The organism is Clostridium cuniculi (genome assembly GCF_004353185.1).
Lineage (GTDB): Bacteria > Bacillota > Clostridia > Clostridiales > Clostridiaceae > Clostridium > Clostridium cuniculi.
In genome coordinates this window covers 82,857-98,720 of the sequence record NZ_SMUS01000011.1, presented here as the reverse complement: position 1 = coordinate 98,720, position 15,864 = coordinate 82,857, and the positions used below count along the sequence as shown (strand labels likewise).

Genomic DNA, 15,864 nt, shown 5'->3' with positions numbered 1-15,864 from the left:
ATTTTACTCCTCCTCCCCATATTCTATAGTGATTTTATAAATTTCTTTATTTCTTCTAACTTAGATATATCTGCCGAATCCATAGCTTTAACATCTACACCAAGTTCTTTGAATTTATCTTTTATTGCCGCTTTGTCATCTGATTGCTTTATTAATTCTTTTATCTCTTTTGATAATTCTTCTCCTTTATCTGCATCTGATAAAGTCGATGTAGTAGATTCTTTAATATCTTTTGATAAATTAGCACCGTTTAATTCAAGACCATTTCTCTTATCAAAATATGGTTTCCAAATATCATAAGTTATATTTTGTATTATTTGACCTACTCTCGTTACTCCTGTTCTATCTTTCTTAATTTCTCCATAATATTCAACTTCTTTTGTTTGTTTATTAACTTTTGTGAAGAAATAAACTACAACGTCCATATCAAATGGTAATGATTTATGAGCCTCAAAACCTATGTATTTTTGCTTTGTATCTTCGTCAACTACTTCCTTTGCCTGTGCTATAGATACAACATGATAACCTTGTGCTGAAGCACTTATCTTAGCTGCTGACATTTTTGTATTAATGTTCTTAACTCTACCCCACTTAGCTCTTGTATCAACATTCTTACCAGCTAATTTAGCTTTTCTTTCTTCAACCTCTGTACACGCTATATCCATTGAATTGTAAAACTTAGTTTCACTATCTATTATTAATGTTTCAATTCCTTCTAATTCTCCATCTATTATAGCTTGTAGCCCTTCTTCTAAGTCATCTAAATTTGCCGTAGTGTCTACAAGTTCTACGTTGTTATAGGTCTTTCCACCTATTTGTATATCTTGTCCTAAATAAAATGATGAACCAGTTTCGCTATCCAATATTGCTGACTTAGGGAATGTTAATGCTGTATATGTTTTTGAACTTCCTGCAAATCCATAGAATAAGAATTTGCCTCCGATTTTGTTTCCTCCTAAACCTTGCTCTGCTTTGTTAACTTTCTTAAATGCCATAATAAAATCTCTCCTCTAAATTTCAAATATTTTTTTGTTTAACCGTCATCTCACAGGTTTATGCTTATCTCTGTATTGCTATTCTCACTCACAACTTAACTCTCTGTAATTTTCACACCTTTGTTATGTTAATTTATATTTATTATTCAAAATCTCCCCAGTCTATATCGTCATCATCTTCAGTATCAAATGGTGAATCATCTTCTAAATCAATTTCAGGCTGTTCTTCATCTTCGAACCTAGCACCATTTACTTCTAATACATTCTCAATCATTAAATCATCTTCATTGTACTTATCTGATACTACCGCAAGAGAAGGTGTTTTTTGTTCTCCATTTTCAACCATATCCATATGTGGCCTTAATATAATCATTTGTTCAGGCTTTTTATTTCCACCATTGGCGAATGCCATCTTTTCTAATACTTCAGCTTCATCTATCATTCCTAATTCAATTAACTCTTTGATATCTTCTGGAACATCATCTATAGTCACTTGCACAGTTTCAAGGTTTCCGCCTTTAGTAAATATACCATCTACTGTGATCTCTGAAACTTTTTTGTTTTTGGCTTTAAAATACTTAACCATTCTTTTTGCTTTGTCTAAATCTTCCCCTATTTTAAAATCAAACGTTTTAGGCATTGGAATATTTAATCCTTCTTTTCTCTTTCCATTAACCATTCTAATAATTTTCTTTCCATCTAGTTCTTTAGAGAATTCCACTATGTAACAATCTATAGGCAAAGTTCTTGTTTCTTTGTCAGGCTTTCCTAATGAAGAACTATCTGTTAATATCGTTTGAGTAAATGTGGCTCTAAAATCTTTTTCTTCTTTGTTGCTTAATGTTATAGATCTTATATTCTTTCTAACTGATAATTTACCATTATACATTTGATAAGATAAATCGCCCTTTACATTAACTACGTCTCCGTCTTTTAAAACACTTTCTATGTATTGAATTGCATCATATTCTGATAAGAACTTTTTGTAAATTACTTTTCCGCTATCATCCTTTTCTATGCCTACATTTATAAAACATCTTTCTCCTACTTTTTCAAGTATCTCCTCGTCAAATCTATCTTCCCAATCGATAGTAAATGAATTTTTAAAATCATCTACCGTTCTTCCGTTATCATTAACCTTTGTTCCATGAACATAAACCTGATTCTTTCTTGCTAATCCGTAACCACCCATCATTTCAGCTTGAATATCCCCTTCGTTTGTTCTAATCTTTAGTTGCATTTGATTATAAATCCAATCTGATTTTTGTGACTCTGCATCCATTTTAAATGTATATTGATTTACTACTGCCTTACCTACTAAGTTGAATGCTGCTGTTCCTTTTAAAACTTGATTAATTTCTTTTGCCATATAATTCATTTCTCCTTTTTATTTCAATTTATTTAACCGTCATCTCACAGGTTTTAATATTATCTCTGTATTTTAATTTTTATTATTTATTGACTTGTCCTCCTTACATAATTTAGTATATATCATACAAAAGAACTTGTCAACTAATTTTGTTAATTTATATTATATTTTATTTAGATAAAGATTCCAATTCTCTCTCTATCCTTTCTTTCTCTTCTTGTAGCCTTCTTATTTTAGATCGCTTTTCAGCTTCTTCCTTATCCTTTTGTGTCACATTGTTAAACTTGTCCTTATAATCCCAAAAGTCATGCTCGTCTCCATCAAATGAGTTATATCCTATATGTATTATTTTACTGATTGAAAATGCAGGTGCAGTCCAGTCGCAACCATGCCCACAACATCTATATCTTGCATCATAATCCTCATAACCTTCTTCACATTCACAATATCCACAATATCTCTCATCATGCAAAAAATCTATTTTATATTCATAATCCAACATCCTGTCAACATAGTATTCATATTTATTATCTTCACAATTCTTTTCAGCTAATTGGATTCTTATCGAACCATCACTATAATAATCTTCTGGATTTTCTTCTATGTATTGAATTCCATAATCATATCTTTCTAAATCATATAATAAGTCTTCATACTCTTTATTAGTTAAATGTTGATCTAATGCTGCAATCATAAAAGGAATATCCAATCGTCTATTGCCATTATAATCTCTATCTCTATTTTTTATTTTTAAGCACTCCACTATTTCATTTATTAACTTATCCTTCATATCCTCACCTCATAAATTTATATTTTTAAGTTAATTTATTTTACTGTTCCAACATATTCTTTCCAAACAATAGATAAATCATTTAATACATCTTCTAATTTTCTAAATTCTCCATCCGCCGTTTTCATATTAATGCCGACTTTATTTAGGGCTATTTCTAAATCCCAAATATCCGTATCATATGAAATTATATCATAAACTATTTCAGGATAAACTTCTCTACATTCACCATTTTTAAATATGTATCTCCACTGTTCACCGTCTTCACCAATATACTCTAAGTAACCATCATCAATATATTTAGCCATAGATTTGAATAATTCTTCTTCACATCCATCTAATTTTTCACCCATGAAATAATCAATCTTATATTTGTCACCATCTTTATATAATGAAAATCTTAACTCTTCAAACATTTCTTCTATAGTTTCAGATCCAATTACTGCATTTTCATAAATCCATCTTCCTTCAATTTTCTCCTTAAAGAAGGCTTCTTTAACATCTCTCATTAAATTCTCTGCTTTTGTCACATCAAATGAAAAATTATCACAATTTACACTTATACAATATCCCATTTTAATTCCTCCTTAAATTATAAATCCTAATATATATAACATTAAATATATTGTCATTATATTTATACTAACTCGTACCAAATTTTTAACTTTATCTTTAGTATTGCGTTCTACAATTACACCTGTTAAACATATTACTGCACTTAACAAGCTTAATATCAACACTATCCATGCTATTATAGTCATATGTATATCCTCCTAATAATAACTAATTTTACTCATAGCTTTTGCAAATCTCTTCAGTGCTAAATCCATATCCGTTAATTGTATTGGTTGTACTACTAAAAAGCTGCATTCTACTAGGTCAAATAAATCTATACAATCATTTGTTTCAAGATCTGTAAAATCTCCTTCTTCAAATCTATATACACTCGTACATTCATTACCTGAATCATCTTCCTGGAACGCAATTACAATGTCGCCTTCTTTAAAATTCTTTGCTTTACACATTTTTAATATTGTTAATCCATTTACTCTTTCCATATATTTACTCCCATTTATATTAATTTATATAAAATAACAGTTTTAAATAATTAAATTCTTCCTTGATCTTTTAATATTCCTTTAATTGTGTTAGGTAAATTCTTACCTATAATTCTCTTAATTTTATCTTCTTCATAATTAATAAATAAATCTGCTTCTTCCTTCATTATATCTTCGAATACTCTACCACCTAAATTCTTTAATATTAACCCCATATCCTTGATAGCATAATCTTCTTTTAATATACCTTCATCAACTAATTTATGTAATAATTTTTCAACTCTCGCTGTAGTTAATACTGATTTCACTAAAGATACAAATTCATTATTTATGTTAGGGTTCTTTGGTAACTTTTGTTTCTGAACTTCTGCAAACTTTTCAGATACCAATTTAACAAAACATTGTCTTCCATAATTATCAAAATAACTTACATTCTTAACTACAATTCCTTCTCCAGTATTAGGCTCTACAGTTAAATCAGATTTTCCTACAAAACTCATCATATGTTCAAATGATATATATTCCCCCTCATAGAAATAAGGTACTGTTTTAATCCCTAGTCTTACAGCTTCAGATTTTACTATAGCATCATCTTCATATTTATGCATTTCGCCACCTTCATTCCACACACTAAATAAGTAGAATTCGTGCTGTGTTTCAGATTTATATTGTACCTTATGTGATACATTCCATTCACCAAAATATACATAGTTAGGATTTAACTTGTCCTTTATAGGAACAATATTTTTGATAACCCAATCATAAAATCCTCTAAGTCTATTATCTTCTGTTAAAGGTGTATTTCTTGAATAACAACTAACCCCTAACGGATTCGTTTCATCTAATCTAAAACTTGCATTAGCTCCATCAATCTTTTCTGTAATTGTTATATAATCTCCCTCATTAATTACACCATTAGTTGAAGCCTTACCATATCTTATTATATCTGTGTACTTTTTAATCTCTTTCATTCTTTAAATCTCCTTTTATTTTAATTTATTTTTTGATAAATCGTAAATTTTATTTAAAACAACTCTCTATGTTCTACTTTCTAATTCTTTAAACATTAACTCTCTCCAACAACTCCGACATATGTTGCTTTCTTTAATATCTTTAGGATAGGGATAAATACGCCCTCTCTTTAATATATCTCTAGTTTCCTTTCCACATATCTCACATTCTATGTATTCAATTCTACTTGCTGAATATATGGGTTTAAATTCAACATGAACCTCAAATTCTCTTTGACAATTTTCACATTCATGGTCAAAAGCGTTATCGTCAGGCAAATCTACATATCCATCCGACATATCATTGTCATAGCCACAATATGGACATTCTACAGTATCATACATATTAATACTCCTCCTTTTAATTATTAATATTTATTGTTTAATATATACTGAATCAATGAATCTCTACTATGCTCAGAAGATATTACATTCAAATATATTTTTTCAAACATAGTTGAAAAACTTAATATAAATAAATCTCCATCAACATCGTGAAACCCTTCAAATATCATATCTTCTGATTTATCGATAAAATTTCGACATATTATTTTAGCAGTACGTCTATCCATATTAACACCCCTTTAAAATATTGTTTTTATTAATACCAAGACTTTTTATACCCACCTTTAAACTCACATCTATCACAAGAGCCTTCTATATCCGAAGGACAATCTGATTCACAACAACTACTACAATCAGCACAACATTCTCTGCAATTATCTCCGCCAATCCACTTACCATCAATTAATTTAAATTTGCCACAAGTAATCATTTATCTACCTCCTAATACCATACTCTATGTTTTTCTTCTACCCATTCGCTAAATCCACAATCTGATTCTGCAACGTTATATTCAACGTCATCAGGTATCTCTATGATTTTAACTAAGTTTTCATTATTTATTTCTTTTGCAATACCTATTAATGTCTTATCTTCTCTATCTTTAAACATATCGTATTCATTAACTACTTTCTGAGCTATTTCATCGGTAATTTCTTCAATAATATCACCAAAATTATCAAGTAAATACAACGGACAATATATACAAGTGTTATCATCTAATTTGTTTGGATCTTTCAATTCATATATATAATCATCTTCTATTAATTCAGGAATATAAACAAATAACTCAATTCCCTTTCTCTTATAATATTCAACCACCCACTTTGGAGTTAATAAGCCTCCATGAGTTTCTCCACCATTTACAACTATCTGATTCATTTACATTTCTCCTTGCATATATTCTTCATTACTCTTATTAGATTTGCTATAATTAATCTTCATTTCTTTCAACATATCTTCTAATTCTTCTTCAGTTAAATATTCAATAAATTCCTTAGGATTGTCCAACACTCTCACCCTCACTTTTTAAAATTGTAATTTTATCAATTTACTGCTTCATTAATTTCAAGCATTCTCATTTTTAAAAGAAATATTTTTTGATTACATTCTTCAACCTTCTTTTCATTTTTTGAAACAAATCTAGCGATAGTCTTTTCTTTTGCCTGGTATTCTAATTCATCTAATAAATCTATTAATGTACACTTATCAATTTCTTGTTTATATGAAAAATATCTCTTCATTTTACTCCTAATCTCCATATCTATTTTTACTTAAACTCATATTCTACATCTAAATAATCTAACAAACCACAAACCGAATCTTCTAATTTATCAATTTCATCGGATTGAAATTCGATTATTTCTTCACCAACTTCATTGTGTATAGTTACAAATTCCCCAAATGTGCTTTCTATCTTTAATTTACTCATATTACTCTCCTTTTTTTAAATTGCGAATTAAATTTCTAAATTAAATTCTAATAACTGTAAATGTTTTTTCTTTATTTACACAAACTATTCTCAATTCAATATCTTCTTTAGTTTTAGCAAACTTCAAACCCTTTTTAGGGAGTAACATCTTCCAATAAAATTTTTCATCATTCACGCTATATAAAAACTTTTTGTACTTCATAAGCTTATTCCACCTTTAATAAGATTATTGAATTTTAATTACATGAGATACCCTAAATAAACAAGATATACAATTTAAACTACCATCTGTTAAAAAATAACGGTTCTTTGGAATATACAAATTAGGATTATTTTTAAAATCATCTTCCCCTGTTTTTCTAAGATAGCCTTCTATGGTATCACCATCAAATAAATACACTCTTACCTTTTCATTTAAGTGTTTTTCTAACTTTTCCCTTGTCATAATCTTCCTCCCATTTACTTCTTAATGTTTTTGAATTGTGAACTAATTCTTTATTAAAATTTCTTCAATTTCTTTTAAAGTTTTAGCTTCGCAAATAAACTCTCCACCTTCTTCATTTACACAACCCCAAACCATAGACTTTAATAAGTAGCTATACTCCTTCCAAAATGCAACTTTATATTTATTTTCTAATTGCTTTCTTTTTGTCATCTAAAACTCCTTTTTTGAATTATTCATTAATAGTTAATCTAATTCAACTCCATCAGTTTCTAAATCTCCATCGCAATTTGGACACTTGAAGCAAGTTGAATCATATAACAAACCACATAAGTCATTTCCAGTAATCTTCTTAAAAACTTCAAAATCAACTTCTATTTCATTACCACAATATGGACATTCAAATTTTACTGAAATAGGTTTTTGAATTATCACTATAGCTACATCTTTTCTCATATTCAATCTCCTTCTTACCTCATAATAGATTTAAATTATTTATTATCATCCTTGGACAGGCATTCTTCTATATAATCTATAATTTCTATAGCTACACCCAGTAAACCATAATAATTTAAATCTTCAACATCATTACCAACACAGTTAAACCATTCATTTACTATAATGCCCACTATCATATCAGGTTTTAAAGGCATACTGCTACGTATTATAACTTCTATTGTATTCACTATAGTCTCACTATGGTCTTCCCATTCGTACTTATAAACATCACAATATCTCTCATCATATTCATCAACAATATCACCCAGAGTGAATTGCATTATTCCATCCTCATGCTTTTTTAAAGCCTCCATTATTATTTCTCTATCCATTTTTTATTTTCTCCTTAATTCATTATTGTTTTATTTCAAATTATTCCTTTAAAATCCACATTTTATTAATTTACAAATCCCATATTATCTAATTTTTCTTCTATCTCTCTTTTAAGTCTATCTTTAATCTTATTAAGCTGATCCTCTGTATAATCTTCTCTATATCCTGGTATGTATTTTTTAAATCTAAGACCATACACAAATATATTTACCGGAAAACCTATCATCTTAATTACCTCCTTTTATTATTTTAATTTATAAGTCATTTCTTAATTAGTTAATCTCAATACATAAATCACTATGTACTCAGATTGACCAATTAAGGTCAACCGTTAATAATGTGTTAATAGGTTTATTTTTTTTATTTAAATTAGTTTGATCTTGATTTGTTTTTATGTACTTGTCCTAGCTTTTGATAATCACCGCCTTTCATATTATTTATTATATATTACTTATTTTAATTTGTCAACATATTTTATTAATTTATATTGGATAATTTAAATAATTTAAAACTTCCATTGTTACTTATGTATTTTACTTCTCCAAATAATTTTTCTATCATATTGACATCATAAAATCTTTGGAAACTATTATTACTTGTCCAATATCCTAATTGATCCGCATTATAACTCCATGTATCTCTAATTGCTTTTATATCACTTCTAACGGAAATATATACATTATCACTCAAGCTTCTTAATAATTCTAATACTTGTTTATGTTCTTCTAAATCAGGCATTACATTAAAACAATAGTTGCAAGTAACTGTATCATATTTGCTGCTTAACAATTCTTCATTTTTATATAAATCATTAAACTTATCGTATCCAGCTATATTAAAGCCTAAGCTTGATAGTATAGAAACATCTTCACCATAGCCACAAGCAAAATCTAATATTTTCCCTTGTAATAATTCTTTATCTTTTAGTATTTTCATAGGTTTGCTCATGCCTTTTCTAATTATAGCTGTTTTAATAAATGGATTGTATTCCATCAAATCACCTCTTTATTTTATTAATTTCCATATAAAATTTATGTTTTATCTGGATTAATACCAAATATATTCTTTGCTATAATTATTCAAATCTAACTTATAGTCCCCTTCTGCAAAGCTAGGGGCTATATACCTATCATCAAATGGTAATATATCATCATCTAAACACAAGGAATAATTATATTCATTTGCAAATTCATCACATACTATTCTAAGGATTGTATAATCATTCCCATCACAATTAATAGTAAAAGGGAGTTTATAATAATTATCATTATACTCGCTTATATTCTTCATGTGATATTGTTCTAAAAATTCATCTGTAAATTTTAATAACATATTTTACTCACCCTTCTTTACTAATCTTAATTCATATTCACTAGCTTTAAATATTCTCTCATCTTCAACCAAGGAATACGTTAAATCTTCTAGGGTATCATAATAACCGTTATAGCCCGAATCTCCATCTAATGACCATAAAAGATATCTATTTTTACAATCTCTATTATCCCATCGATATGTCACAACATATATCCTATCATTATAAATACCTTCAACTAAATCTCCTAATTGTAATATGTATTTATCCTCTTTTATATTTTTATCTATTATAATTTTCATATTATCGTCCTCCAATATTTTCCCATTTAAAATCTGAAAACTTACTTCTAGCTTTTATAGGTTTTCTATTCCAAAAATAAACTTTACCTTTCTTATTGCATAACACAAAACTCCAATCTATTTCTGATTTGAAATTTACTAATTTAATATAATGCTTAAAGTAATTGCTATATGCTATCATAATTATTCTCCTCCATTTTTAATTTATTTATAAAAGGTTGATTTTAAGATAACTCACTTATAAAATTAATTAAACTATCATAACTATCAGACTCATCTCTTAGCTCCCATAATTCTTGACATTCTTTAAACCATAACTTACCGAATTCTTCATCATTTTTATGACAATATATCGTACCATCATTGTTTTTAAAGAATGTTATAGCTTTTACTAAATTCTTAGTTACTAACTTTATTTCCTCATTATCAAGATAACCAACCGTATCTATATACGTAACATCATTTCTTATTAACCACTTTAATATCGAATATGGAGCTAATAAAATTTCATCCTTATTAAATGGATTTATTAGCTGATAATTCATTAAGTATTTCTCTTCATCATTAAATTCACCATCATATAAGATCACTCTGCTTTTTGTTCCTCTACAAGACTCATTCAATCTTTTTATTCTAATTGTGTGATTGCAGTATTTTATTTTACACTCATAATTAGAAATCATAGCTTCTTCATCAAATCTAATTAGCAAATTTATTTCATCAACTAATTCTTTCATGTTTTCTCTTTTTGTATATATTAATATATCCATCTCAAAATCCTCCAATTAAAATCTTGATTTTACCTAATACTCATTTTCACATTCATATATTAACCTTGATTGTGGATAAGTTATTTCACCACATCTACCTTCTTTTGTCCTCTCTACTAATACAGGTATATATTCAACTTCGTATGTATATCCTTTCTCCTCTATTCTTCTTTGGATCATTTTATTATTTTTTAATCCCTTTGTAATATCTCTTCTTAATATATCTAAAGTATCTTGCTTCATAACACCACTCCTTTTAAATTAAAATTCATCTAATAATTTTTTCATTGTTAAAGATTCTAGTTTGCTAAATACAATTGCTAAAATAAAACATAACCAAGTTAAGCCACCATACTTCATATTTTCAGTAAAAATATATGCAAATAGAAATATAATCATAAGAAAACCACTTATAATATAAATAGTAGAAAATATTCTATTTATAATATCTAAAAATGTTTCCATTATAAACCTCCCATTAAATGATTAATTTTATTTTATTAGATCTTCTCTAATATTACATTTTACTTTATTTGATAGTTCTAAATATTGCTCGCTTAATGTTTTTGCTTTTATGCTCAAGACTTTCATATCCCATCTAAAATCACCATTATTGATATTCTCTATATTTATTCTGGGTATTATGTCGATATATAATTGTATGTAATCTGTACTTAAATCTGAGTCTACTGTGATATCAATATTATCTATATTAAATAGAAATCCATACCTATATAAATTATTGCAATAATAATTTCCCTCCTTTTCTATTTTATGCATTAAAGTATTTAATTTTTCTTGTGTAATATTTTTCAACTCGTATAATTCCAATATTTTATTTATTGATAAATACACAGCTCCATAACTTCTAGTTTGATTTTTAATGTCTTCTAGTACAGATTCGTATTTTTCAAGTTTTAACTCTCTAATAATAGATTTTTCTTTGTATTCTTGATCTTGAATCTTCATTCTTTGTTGAAAATAATATGTTATTGCACTTCCTGCAAAAACTCCTAATGTCCCTATTAATCCTTCCATCATAAAATTACCTCCTTATAAAACACTTATTTTATAAATATCTAACTTCAATTTCTATATCTAGATCCTTAAACTCTTCCTTTATGATTTCTCTAACCTTTGACCATGATAATCTATCTAGACCACAACCTATCTTTGGCATAGCCAAATACTTAATATCGCAATTCTTACACATGTCTCTCATGTATCTAATGCATGTAGTTAAAGATTCATAAGTTGGTTTATGCCAATACTTCTCTTTTGTAACCAAATTAAAAACATTGTTTATAATAATTAGTTCAGGATGTTGACCTTTTCCACATCTCTTTAGACCATCTCTTAATTTAAATCTCTTCTGAAATTCAACTGCAATTCCTGCTCCTAATGCATAGTCAGAACTTATGCAATGTGCAAAGAAATACTTACTATCTAATTCAAATAAATTACCCTTCTTTTCATTTAATATCATATTTAACACTCCTTCTTCTCTTTGAAATATTTACAATAATTATTATGCATTAGAATATCTATATTTCTAGTTTCATTTACAACTTTACAAATATCATATATACCTAACCATTTTCCTGCTTCAAAAATATAATTATCACAAGTTTTACATTGCCTTCTTCTAAAAGTTATACAGCCTTCTTCTTCTCTTGTAGCTCTATCATATTCTTCATATGTCTTATATAGTTTACCTTTGTATGTTATACCTTTAGTATAATTAACACCCATCTCACCCAATAAACATTCAAACTCTTGGTCTGTCATATTTTCAAAAAATTCTTTTGAATTTTCTAAGATTTCACTCATAATTTACACCTCTTTTTATTATATTCATACATTAATCAATACAATTCCAGTACCTTTACAACATATACAGTCTTCTATAGGTATATAATCTACATAATCCCATATACCTGTACCTTCACATTCTAAACATTTAATAGCTTTATATCCATTAGTTATATCATTTTCATTAATTTCTATAGATACTTCATAATCTCTATAATAACCCACATACAATATCGCATTCATATATGATAAATCTCCTACTTAACATCTCTTGTTTTATTCATGTTTATTTTATTCTCCTTTCATATCTTCCATCATAAAACATTCTGTTTAAATCCTTTATGGTCATTTTAGCACTTTCTATTAATTCTTTATTCAATTTTCTTAGGTTGTTTTGCTTGAATTTAGTATAAAAACGTCTATGCATTTTAGCCCTTCTATTCATATGTTTCTTCCACTTTAAATAACTTCTCTTTCTCATTTATTATCAATACTCCTCAATATTTAATTTAAAGCATTCAAATTTTTCACAGTTATATCCATCACAAGCAGATACTTCTTCTGTGGTTACACCACATATTCCTTCACCAGCAAATGATCCATTTTGTAATATATCTCTGTACTCATCTTGATAATAGATACAAAAATCACATATAGCACCAACTTCTTCACATTCTACCGAGCAAAATTTAGCCATTTTATCTCACTCCTTTTTTTTAATATTTTTATACACCTAATAATCCTTTTCTTCTTATATTATTAAATTCATATTCATTAACCCATCTTTCTTCATTTGTATTTATGTTTCTTATCTTATAGTAATAATCAATTTGTCCTCCAAAACCGTCTGACCATTCATCTTCTCTATAATCTATTATCTTAAACATCAAAGTTCACTCCTTATAAAATTCGTCTTTTATTGGTTTATTAATCTACACCAGCTATCAGATAAATCTTTCATTATATCTTTAAAACTCCTAAAGTTCCCTTTATTATCATACAATTGAACATCTAGTTTAGATAAATCTTCTTCCACCATTTCGTAGTAGCACTTTTTATGATAGGTCATATCTCCTGTTAAATCTCCTAAGAAGTCATATAATTCATTTTCATTTTCAATATTTTTATTACAATGTAGACATTTATATATTCTTTTCATATAAACTCCTTTTATAATTTAATTTAATGTTTATCTATGATTTCAATTTTATATCCTAAAATTTCTTCTACTTGTTCAAGTGTCATTTTTTCTACATAGTCCTCAACTATATAACCTACGCCAAGATCTACTAATTGTTTATGTATTGGATGGATTAATTCTCCTCTTTTTAGCAATACTTTATCAGCATGAGTAAGGAATTTAAATATCTTTAATTCACTATCATGTGTTATGCATTTTACTTGATATTCTAAGGTTTTATCTTTAGCGTCAAATATAGTTTCAATATTTAAAACTTCCTTTATTTCAGATAATAAATCTTTATTAGTCATTACCATGATTAACCCTCCATTATATTTCTAGCAACCACCTATATCTATCTTTTATTTCATCTTTAAACTTATCCCATATATTATCTCCATATATATAATGTAATGTACCTTTAATTCTAAATCCTTCGTAACCAAATGAATGAGAATCCCACAATGAGGACATAGTTTTCCATCAGCCCACCCCTCTGTGACTTCTTGATAACCACAACGTTGACAATATATGATTCTTTCTATATCATCCTTATTTACATCTGGTATAATTTCCATTCCTTTGTAATATAAAATTGGTTTCTTACCTCTCTTTTGAGTTTTTAATCTTCTTAATAATAATTCAACGATACATGGATCACCACTTTTAGTTATAGCCATATTTTGTTTATTTTTAATTTCACTTAATTTAATTTTCATATTAATCCTCCTACATATCCTTTATTTTACTTAGCATACTTCTTAATGCTCTCCCACATTCTTCAGCAGATGGTTTTGGTGGTGAAATATATACCACATTACCACTACTTAACCTTTGCCACCCATACTCACCTATTGAGTATAAATAAGCGTATTCTACATCATCTCTATTCTCTTCATTTAGTATAAACTCAACTATTTTCTTATCAATATCACTCATAGAATTACTCTCCTTTTACTAATCTATAAATATTTACATTATATTTATTACAAGCATATACTAAAAAATTATTTAAACAATTTTCAGGATTATCATCTGCAATGCTTCCATGAGTGTTATAATGATCTTCCATATTCTTTATTATCTCTTCAATAGTCATATAAACCTCTGGGCTACATTCACAGACTGCACCATTATATTTATTTATTAAATCTAACTCTTGCTCTAATATAAGTCTAGTTTCACGAGTTATATTCCATTTATTATAATTCTTTAAATAATATTCTTGTGCAGTTCCTCCAAATTTTAAACTCATAGCTTCTAAATCACACACCATTTGTTTTATGTGTTTTCTAGGTATATCCTTACGTATCCAATATTCAGGATGATGTTTATTTCTGCCATAATGTAACTGCCAAGCCTTTTCAAAATCTTCTTTAATTTTCTCTTTAGTTTTAATATTTTTATATCCTATATCTTTTAATAGTGCAGTAGGTGGATAATTGCCATAAAAATATCTTGCATAAGGAATAAATTCACTTGGTCTAAATTTACTTAAATCGTGTGTAAAAGCATGTAAATACAGACCTTTATTCCAACAAGTTTTAAATACATTTTTCTTATGTTCTAATACATACAACAAATATTTAATATATTTATTCATACCTTAAACCTCCAATAAATTTTTATTTTCATAAATATTCCCTATAACTTCTGGCCTAGAATATTCTTCAGCTTTTAATGGTCTAGGCATTATCTTTACTCCATTTTCTATCCAAAAGCAACCCTTTTTATAACTTACAAAACCTATATTTATATCTACATTGGTGAATTTATCCCATGTTAAAATATCGCCTTCATATATATCTTTTCCGTTTTTATCCTTAAAGCCTGTATAGGGCAGAATCTCATAAAAATCTTTTGGAATTACACCACTCCAAGACATATCACTTAAATTTAAGCAACCTAAATTACCGTCCATGTTCACTAACCATTTTTCTAAATCTAAATTATTAGGATAGTACATAATATCCTCTGCTTTATTCCATATTCTATATTTAAAATTTTCCATCATATCATCTCCTATTTTAAATTCCAACCTATTCCACCTACAAACATACCTAATATGTACACTTGTAATACTGCTCTTTTATACTCTAATGGTATATTATTTACTCTGCATATTACTGCAAGTAGAATTCCTGCTATTGTAGATAATATTAATAACTTTATTAAATATTTCATATAATTCCTCATTTATTTTAATTTATTTTCACACT

At 27.5% G+C, this 15,864-nt stretch carries 41 protein-coding genes; all 41 read right to left on the bottom strand.

The features are described from left to right. Window positions 1-23: 23 nt before the first annotated feature. The 41 genes from EJJ37_RS07635 to EJJ37_RS20145 all read right to left on the bottom strand — a co-directional run bounded on the left by EJJ37_RS07635 (window position 24) and on the right by EJJ37_RS20145 (window position 15,829). Window positions 24-995 carry an AAA family ATPase gene (locus EJJ37_RS07635; RefSeq protein WP_133015008.1) on the bottom strand — a complete coding sequence of 324 codons (972 nt, stop codon included), beginning with the start codon at window positions 993-995 and terminating at the stop codon, window positions 24-26. Window positions 996-1,137: 142 nt separating this feature from the next. Next, the gene (locus EJJ37_RS07630) at window positions 1,138-2,364 is read right to left on the bottom strand and encodes a hypothetical protein (RefSeq protein WP_133015007.1); all 1,227 of its coding nucleotides are present in this window, start codon (window positions 2,362-2,364) and stop codon (window positions 1,138-1,140) included. 169 nt (window positions 2,365-2,533) lie between these two features. After that, on the bottom strand, window positions 2,534-3,154 hold the full coding sequence (locus EJJ37_RS07625; protein ID WP_133015006.1) for a hypothetical protein: 621 nt from the start codon (window positions 3,152-3,154) through the stop codon (window positions 2,534-2,536). Between the two features lie 35 nt (window positions 3,155-3,189). Next, window positions 3,190-3,729 (bottom strand): hypothetical protein, encoded by a 540-nt coding sequence (locus tag EJJ37_RS07620; protein ID WP_133015005.1) that lies wholly within the window; start codon window positions 3,727-3,729, stop codon window positions 3,190-3,192. Window positions 3,730-3,741: 12 nt separating this feature from the next. Next, on the bottom strand, window positions 3,742-3,915 hold the full coding sequence (locus EJJ37_RS20180; RefSeq protein ID WP_166484704.1) for a hypothetical protein: 174 nt from the start codon (window positions 3,913-3,915) through the stop codon (window positions 3,742-3,744). Between the two features lie 12 nt (window positions 3,916-3,927). Continuing rightward, the gene (locus tag EJJ37_RS07615; protein WP_133015004.1) at window positions 3,928-4,212 is read right to left on the bottom strand and encodes a hypothetical protein; all 285 of its coding nucleotides are present in this window, start codon (window positions 4,210-4,212) and stop codon (window positions 3,928-3,930) included. 50 nt (window positions 4,213-4,262) lie between these two features. Further along, on the bottom strand, window positions 4,263-5,183 hold the full coding sequence (locus tag EJJ37_RS07610) for an RNA ligase family protein (RefSeq protein ID WP_133015003.1): 921 nt from the start codon (window positions 5,181-5,183) through the stop codon (window positions 4,263-4,265). Between the two features lie 66 nt (window positions 5,184-5,249). After that, the gene (locus tag EJJ37_RS07605; RefSeq protein WP_133015002.1) at window positions 5,250-5,567 is read right to left on the bottom strand and encodes a hypothetical protein; all 318 of its coding nucleotides are present in this window, start codon (window positions 5,565-5,567) and stop codon (window positions 5,250-5,252) included. A 23-nt stretch (window positions 5,568-5,590) separates the two neighbouring features. Beyond that, window positions 5,591-5,794, bottom strand: coding sequence for a hypothetical protein (locus EJJ37_RS07600; RefSeq protein ID WP_133015001.1), 204 nt, complete (start codon window positions 5,792-5,794; stop codon window positions 5,591-5,593). A 29-nt stretch (window positions 5,795-5,823) separates the two neighbouring features. Continuing rightward, complete coding sequence (locus EJJ37_RS20175; protein ID WP_166484703.1) at window positions 5,824-5,997, bottom strand: hypothetical protein; 174 nt, start codon at window positions 5,995-5,997, stop codon at window positions 5,824-5,826. Window positions 5,998-6,008: 11 nt separating this feature from the next. Continuing rightward, window positions 6,009-6,446 (bottom strand): hypothetical protein, encoded by a 438-nt coding sequence (locus EJJ37_RS07595; protein ID WP_133015000.1) that lies wholly within the window; start codon window positions 6,444-6,446, stop codon window positions 6,009-6,011. Then, window positions 6,447-6,575, bottom strand: a complete 129-nt coding sequence (locus EJJ37_RS21010; RefSeq protein ID WP_275547928.1) for a hypothetical protein — start codon at window positions 6,573-6,575, stop codon at window positions 6,447-6,449. Window positions 6,576-6,610: 35 nt separating this feature from the next. Then, window positions 6,611-6,808, bottom strand: a complete 198-nt coding sequence (locus tag EJJ37_RS07590) for a hypothetical protein (protein ID WP_133014999.1) — start codon at window positions 6,806-6,808, stop codon at window positions 6,611-6,613. Between the two features lie 26 nt (window positions 6,809-6,834). Then, window positions 6,835-6,996, bottom strand: coding sequence for a hypothetical protein (locus EJJ37_RS20170; RefSeq protein ID WP_166484702.1), 162 nt, complete (start codon window positions 6,994-6,996; stop codon window positions 6,835-6,837). Window positions 6,997-7,036: 40 nt separating this feature from the next. After that, window positions 7,037-7,198, bottom strand: a complete 162-nt coding sequence (locus tag EJJ37_RS20165; protein ID WP_166484701.1) for a hypothetical protein — start codon at window positions 7,196-7,198, stop codon at window positions 7,037-7,039. A gap of 24 nt (window positions 7,199-7,222) precedes the next feature. Then, window positions 7,223-7,441, bottom strand: a complete 219-nt coding sequence (locus EJJ37_RS07585) for a hypothetical protein (RefSeq protein WP_133014998.1) — start codon at window positions 7,439-7,441, stop codon at window positions 7,223-7,225. Between the two features lie 42 nt (window positions 7,442-7,483). Next, window positions 7,484-7,651, bottom strand: coding sequence for a hypothetical protein (locus EJJ37_RS20160; RefSeq protein ID WP_166484700.1), 168 nt, complete (start codon window positions 7,649-7,651; stop codon window positions 7,484-7,486). Between the two features lie 33 nt (window positions 7,652-7,684). Continuing rightward, window positions 7,685-7,894, bottom strand: a complete 210-nt coding sequence (locus tag EJJ37_RS07580) for a hypothetical protein (protein WP_133014997.1) — start codon at window positions 7,892-7,894, stop codon at window positions 7,685-7,687. Window positions 7,895-7,929: 35 nt separating this feature from the next. After that, a complete protein-coding gene (locus EJJ37_RS07575; RefSeq protein WP_133014996.1) occupies window positions 7,930-8,268 on the bottom strand; it encodes a hypothetical protein in 339 nt (112 codons plus the stop codon). Between the two features lie 65 nt (window positions 8,269-8,333). Continuing rightward, window positions 8,334-8,495: a hypothetical protein gene (locus EJJ37_RS20155; RefSeq protein WP_166484699.1), complete on the bottom strand. Its 162-nt coding sequence runs from the start codon at window positions 8,493-8,495 to the stop codon at window positions 8,334-8,336. 251 nt (window positions 8,496-8,746) lie between these two features. Beyond that, complete coding sequence (locus EJJ37_RS07570; protein ID WP_133014995.1) at window positions 8,747-9,262, bottom strand: methyltransferase domain-containing protein; 516 nt, start codon at window positions 9,260-9,262, stop codon at window positions 8,747-8,749. Between the two features lie 54 nt (window positions 9,263-9,316). Next, on the bottom strand, window positions 9,317-9,601 hold the full coding sequence (locus EJJ37_RS07565) for a hypothetical protein (protein ID WP_133014994.1): 285 nt from the start codon (window positions 9,599-9,601) through the stop codon (window positions 9,317-9,319). 3 nt (window positions 9,602-9,604) lie between these two features. Then, window positions 9,605-9,883, bottom strand: coding sequence for a hypothetical protein (locus tag EJJ37_RS07560; protein ID WP_133014993.1), 279 nt, complete (start codon window positions 9,881-9,883; stop codon window positions 9,605-9,607). A 1-nt stretch (window position 9,884) separates the two neighbouring features. Beyond that, complete coding sequence (locus EJJ37_RS07555; RefSeq protein WP_133014992.1) at window positions 9,885-10,064, bottom strand: hypothetical protein; 180 nt, start codon at window positions 10,062-10,064, stop codon at window positions 9,885-9,887. Between the two features lie 43 nt (window positions 10,065-10,107). Continuing rightward, entirely contained in the window at window positions 10,108-10,653 is a 546-nt protein-coding gene (locus EJJ37_RS07550) for a hypothetical protein (protein WP_133014991.1), read from the bottom strand. Between the two features lie 33 nt (window positions 10,654-10,686). Beyond that, window positions 10,687-10,896 carry a hypothetical protein gene (locus EJJ37_RS07545; RefSeq protein ID WP_133014990.1) on the bottom strand — a complete coding sequence of 70 codons (210 nt, stop codon included), beginning with the start codon at window positions 10,894-10,896 and terminating at the stop codon, window positions 10,687-10,689. A gap of 18 nt (window positions 10,897-10,914) precedes the next feature. Beyond that, entirely contained in the window at window positions 10,915-11,118 is a 204-nt protein-coding gene (locus EJJ37_RS07540; RefSeq protein ID WP_133014989.1) for a hypothetical protein, read from the bottom strand. A gap of 27 nt (window positions 11,119-11,145) precedes the next feature. After that, window positions 11,146-11,694 carry a hypothetical protein gene (locus EJJ37_RS07535; protein ID WP_133014988.1) on the bottom strand — a complete coding sequence of 183 codons (549 nt, stop codon included), beginning with the start codon at window positions 11,692-11,694 and terminating at the stop codon, window positions 11,146-11,148. Window positions 11,695-11,722: 28 nt separating this feature from the next. Further along, on the bottom strand, window positions 11,723-12,139 hold the full coding sequence (locus EJJ37_RS07530; RefSeq protein WP_133014987.1) for a macro domain-containing protein: 417 nt from the start codon (window positions 12,137-12,139) through the stop codon (window positions 11,723-11,725). Window positions 12,140-12,141: 2 nt separating this feature from the next. Next, window positions 12,142-12,483 carry a hypothetical protein gene (locus EJJ37_RS07525; RefSeq protein ID WP_133014986.1) on the bottom strand — a complete coding sequence of 114 codons (342 nt, stop codon included), beginning with the start codon at window positions 12,481-12,483 and terminating at the stop codon, window positions 12,142-12,144. 24 nt (window positions 12,484-12,507) lie between these two features. Further along, entirely contained in the window at window positions 12,508-12,708 is a 201-nt protein-coding gene (locus EJJ37_RS07520; protein WP_133014985.1) for a hypothetical protein, read from the bottom strand. Between the two features lie 43 nt (window positions 12,709-12,751). Continuing rightward, a complete protein-coding gene (locus EJJ37_RS07515; protein WP_133014984.1) occupies window positions 12,752-12,946 on the bottom strand; it encodes a hypothetical protein in 195 nt (64 codons plus the stop codon). 6 nt (window positions 12,947-12,952) lie between these two features. Then, the gene (locus tag EJJ37_RS07510) at window positions 12,953-13,162 is read right to left on the bottom strand and encodes a hypothetical protein (protein ID WP_133014983.1); all 210 of its coding nucleotides are present in this window, start codon (window positions 13,160-13,162) and stop codon (window positions 12,953-12,955) included. A 28-nt stretch (window positions 13,163-13,190) separates the two neighbouring features. Then, window positions 13,191-13,352: a hypothetical protein gene (locus tag EJJ37_RS20150; protein WP_166484698.1), complete on the bottom strand. Its 162-nt coding sequence runs from the start codon at window positions 13,350-13,352 to the stop codon at window positions 13,191-13,193. Window positions 13,353-13,381: 29 nt separating this feature from the next. After that, entirely contained in the window at window positions 13,382-13,624 is a 243-nt protein-coding gene (locus tag EJJ37_RS07505) for a hypothetical protein (RefSeq protein ID WP_133014982.1), read from the bottom strand. Between the two features lie 23 nt (window positions 13,625-13,647). Continuing rightward, on the bottom strand, window positions 13,648-13,962 hold the full coding sequence (locus EJJ37_RS07500) for a hypothetical protein (protein ID WP_133014981.1): 315 nt from the start codon (window positions 13,960-13,962) through the stop codon (window positions 13,648-13,650). 45 nt (window positions 13,963-14,007) lie between these two features. Beyond that, window positions 14,008-14,364: a hypothetical protein gene (locus tag EJJ37_RS07495; RefSeq protein ID WP_133014980.1), complete on the bottom strand. Its 357-nt coding sequence runs from the start codon at window positions 14,362-14,364 to the stop codon at window positions 14,008-14,010. 10 nt (window positions 14,365-14,374) lie between these two features. Continuing rightward, on the bottom strand, window positions 14,375-14,584 hold the full coding sequence (locus EJJ37_RS07490) for a hypothetical protein (RefSeq protein WP_133014979.1): 210 nt from the start codon (window positions 14,582-14,584) through the stop codon (window positions 14,375-14,377). 4 nt (window positions 14,585-14,588) lie between these two features. Next, window positions 14,589-15,248, bottom strand: coding sequence for a DUF5662 family protein (locus EJJ37_RS07485; protein ID WP_133014978.1), 660 nt, complete (start codon window positions 15,246-15,248; stop codon window positions 14,589-14,591). 3 nt (window positions 15,249-15,251) lie between these two features. Then, window positions 15,252-15,683: a YopX family protein gene (locus EJJ37_RS07480; RefSeq protein ID WP_133014977.1), complete on the bottom strand. Its 432-nt coding sequence runs from the start codon at window positions 15,681-15,683 to the stop codon at window positions 15,252-15,254. Then, entirely contained in the window at window positions 15,668-15,829 is a 162-nt protein-coding gene (locus EJJ37_RS20145; protein ID WP_166484697.1) for a hypothetical protein, read from the bottom strand. The genes EJJ37_RS07480 and EJJ37_RS20145 overlap by 16 nt, the downstream gene beginning before the upstream one ends. Window positions 15,830-15,864 lie beyond the last annotated feature (35 nt).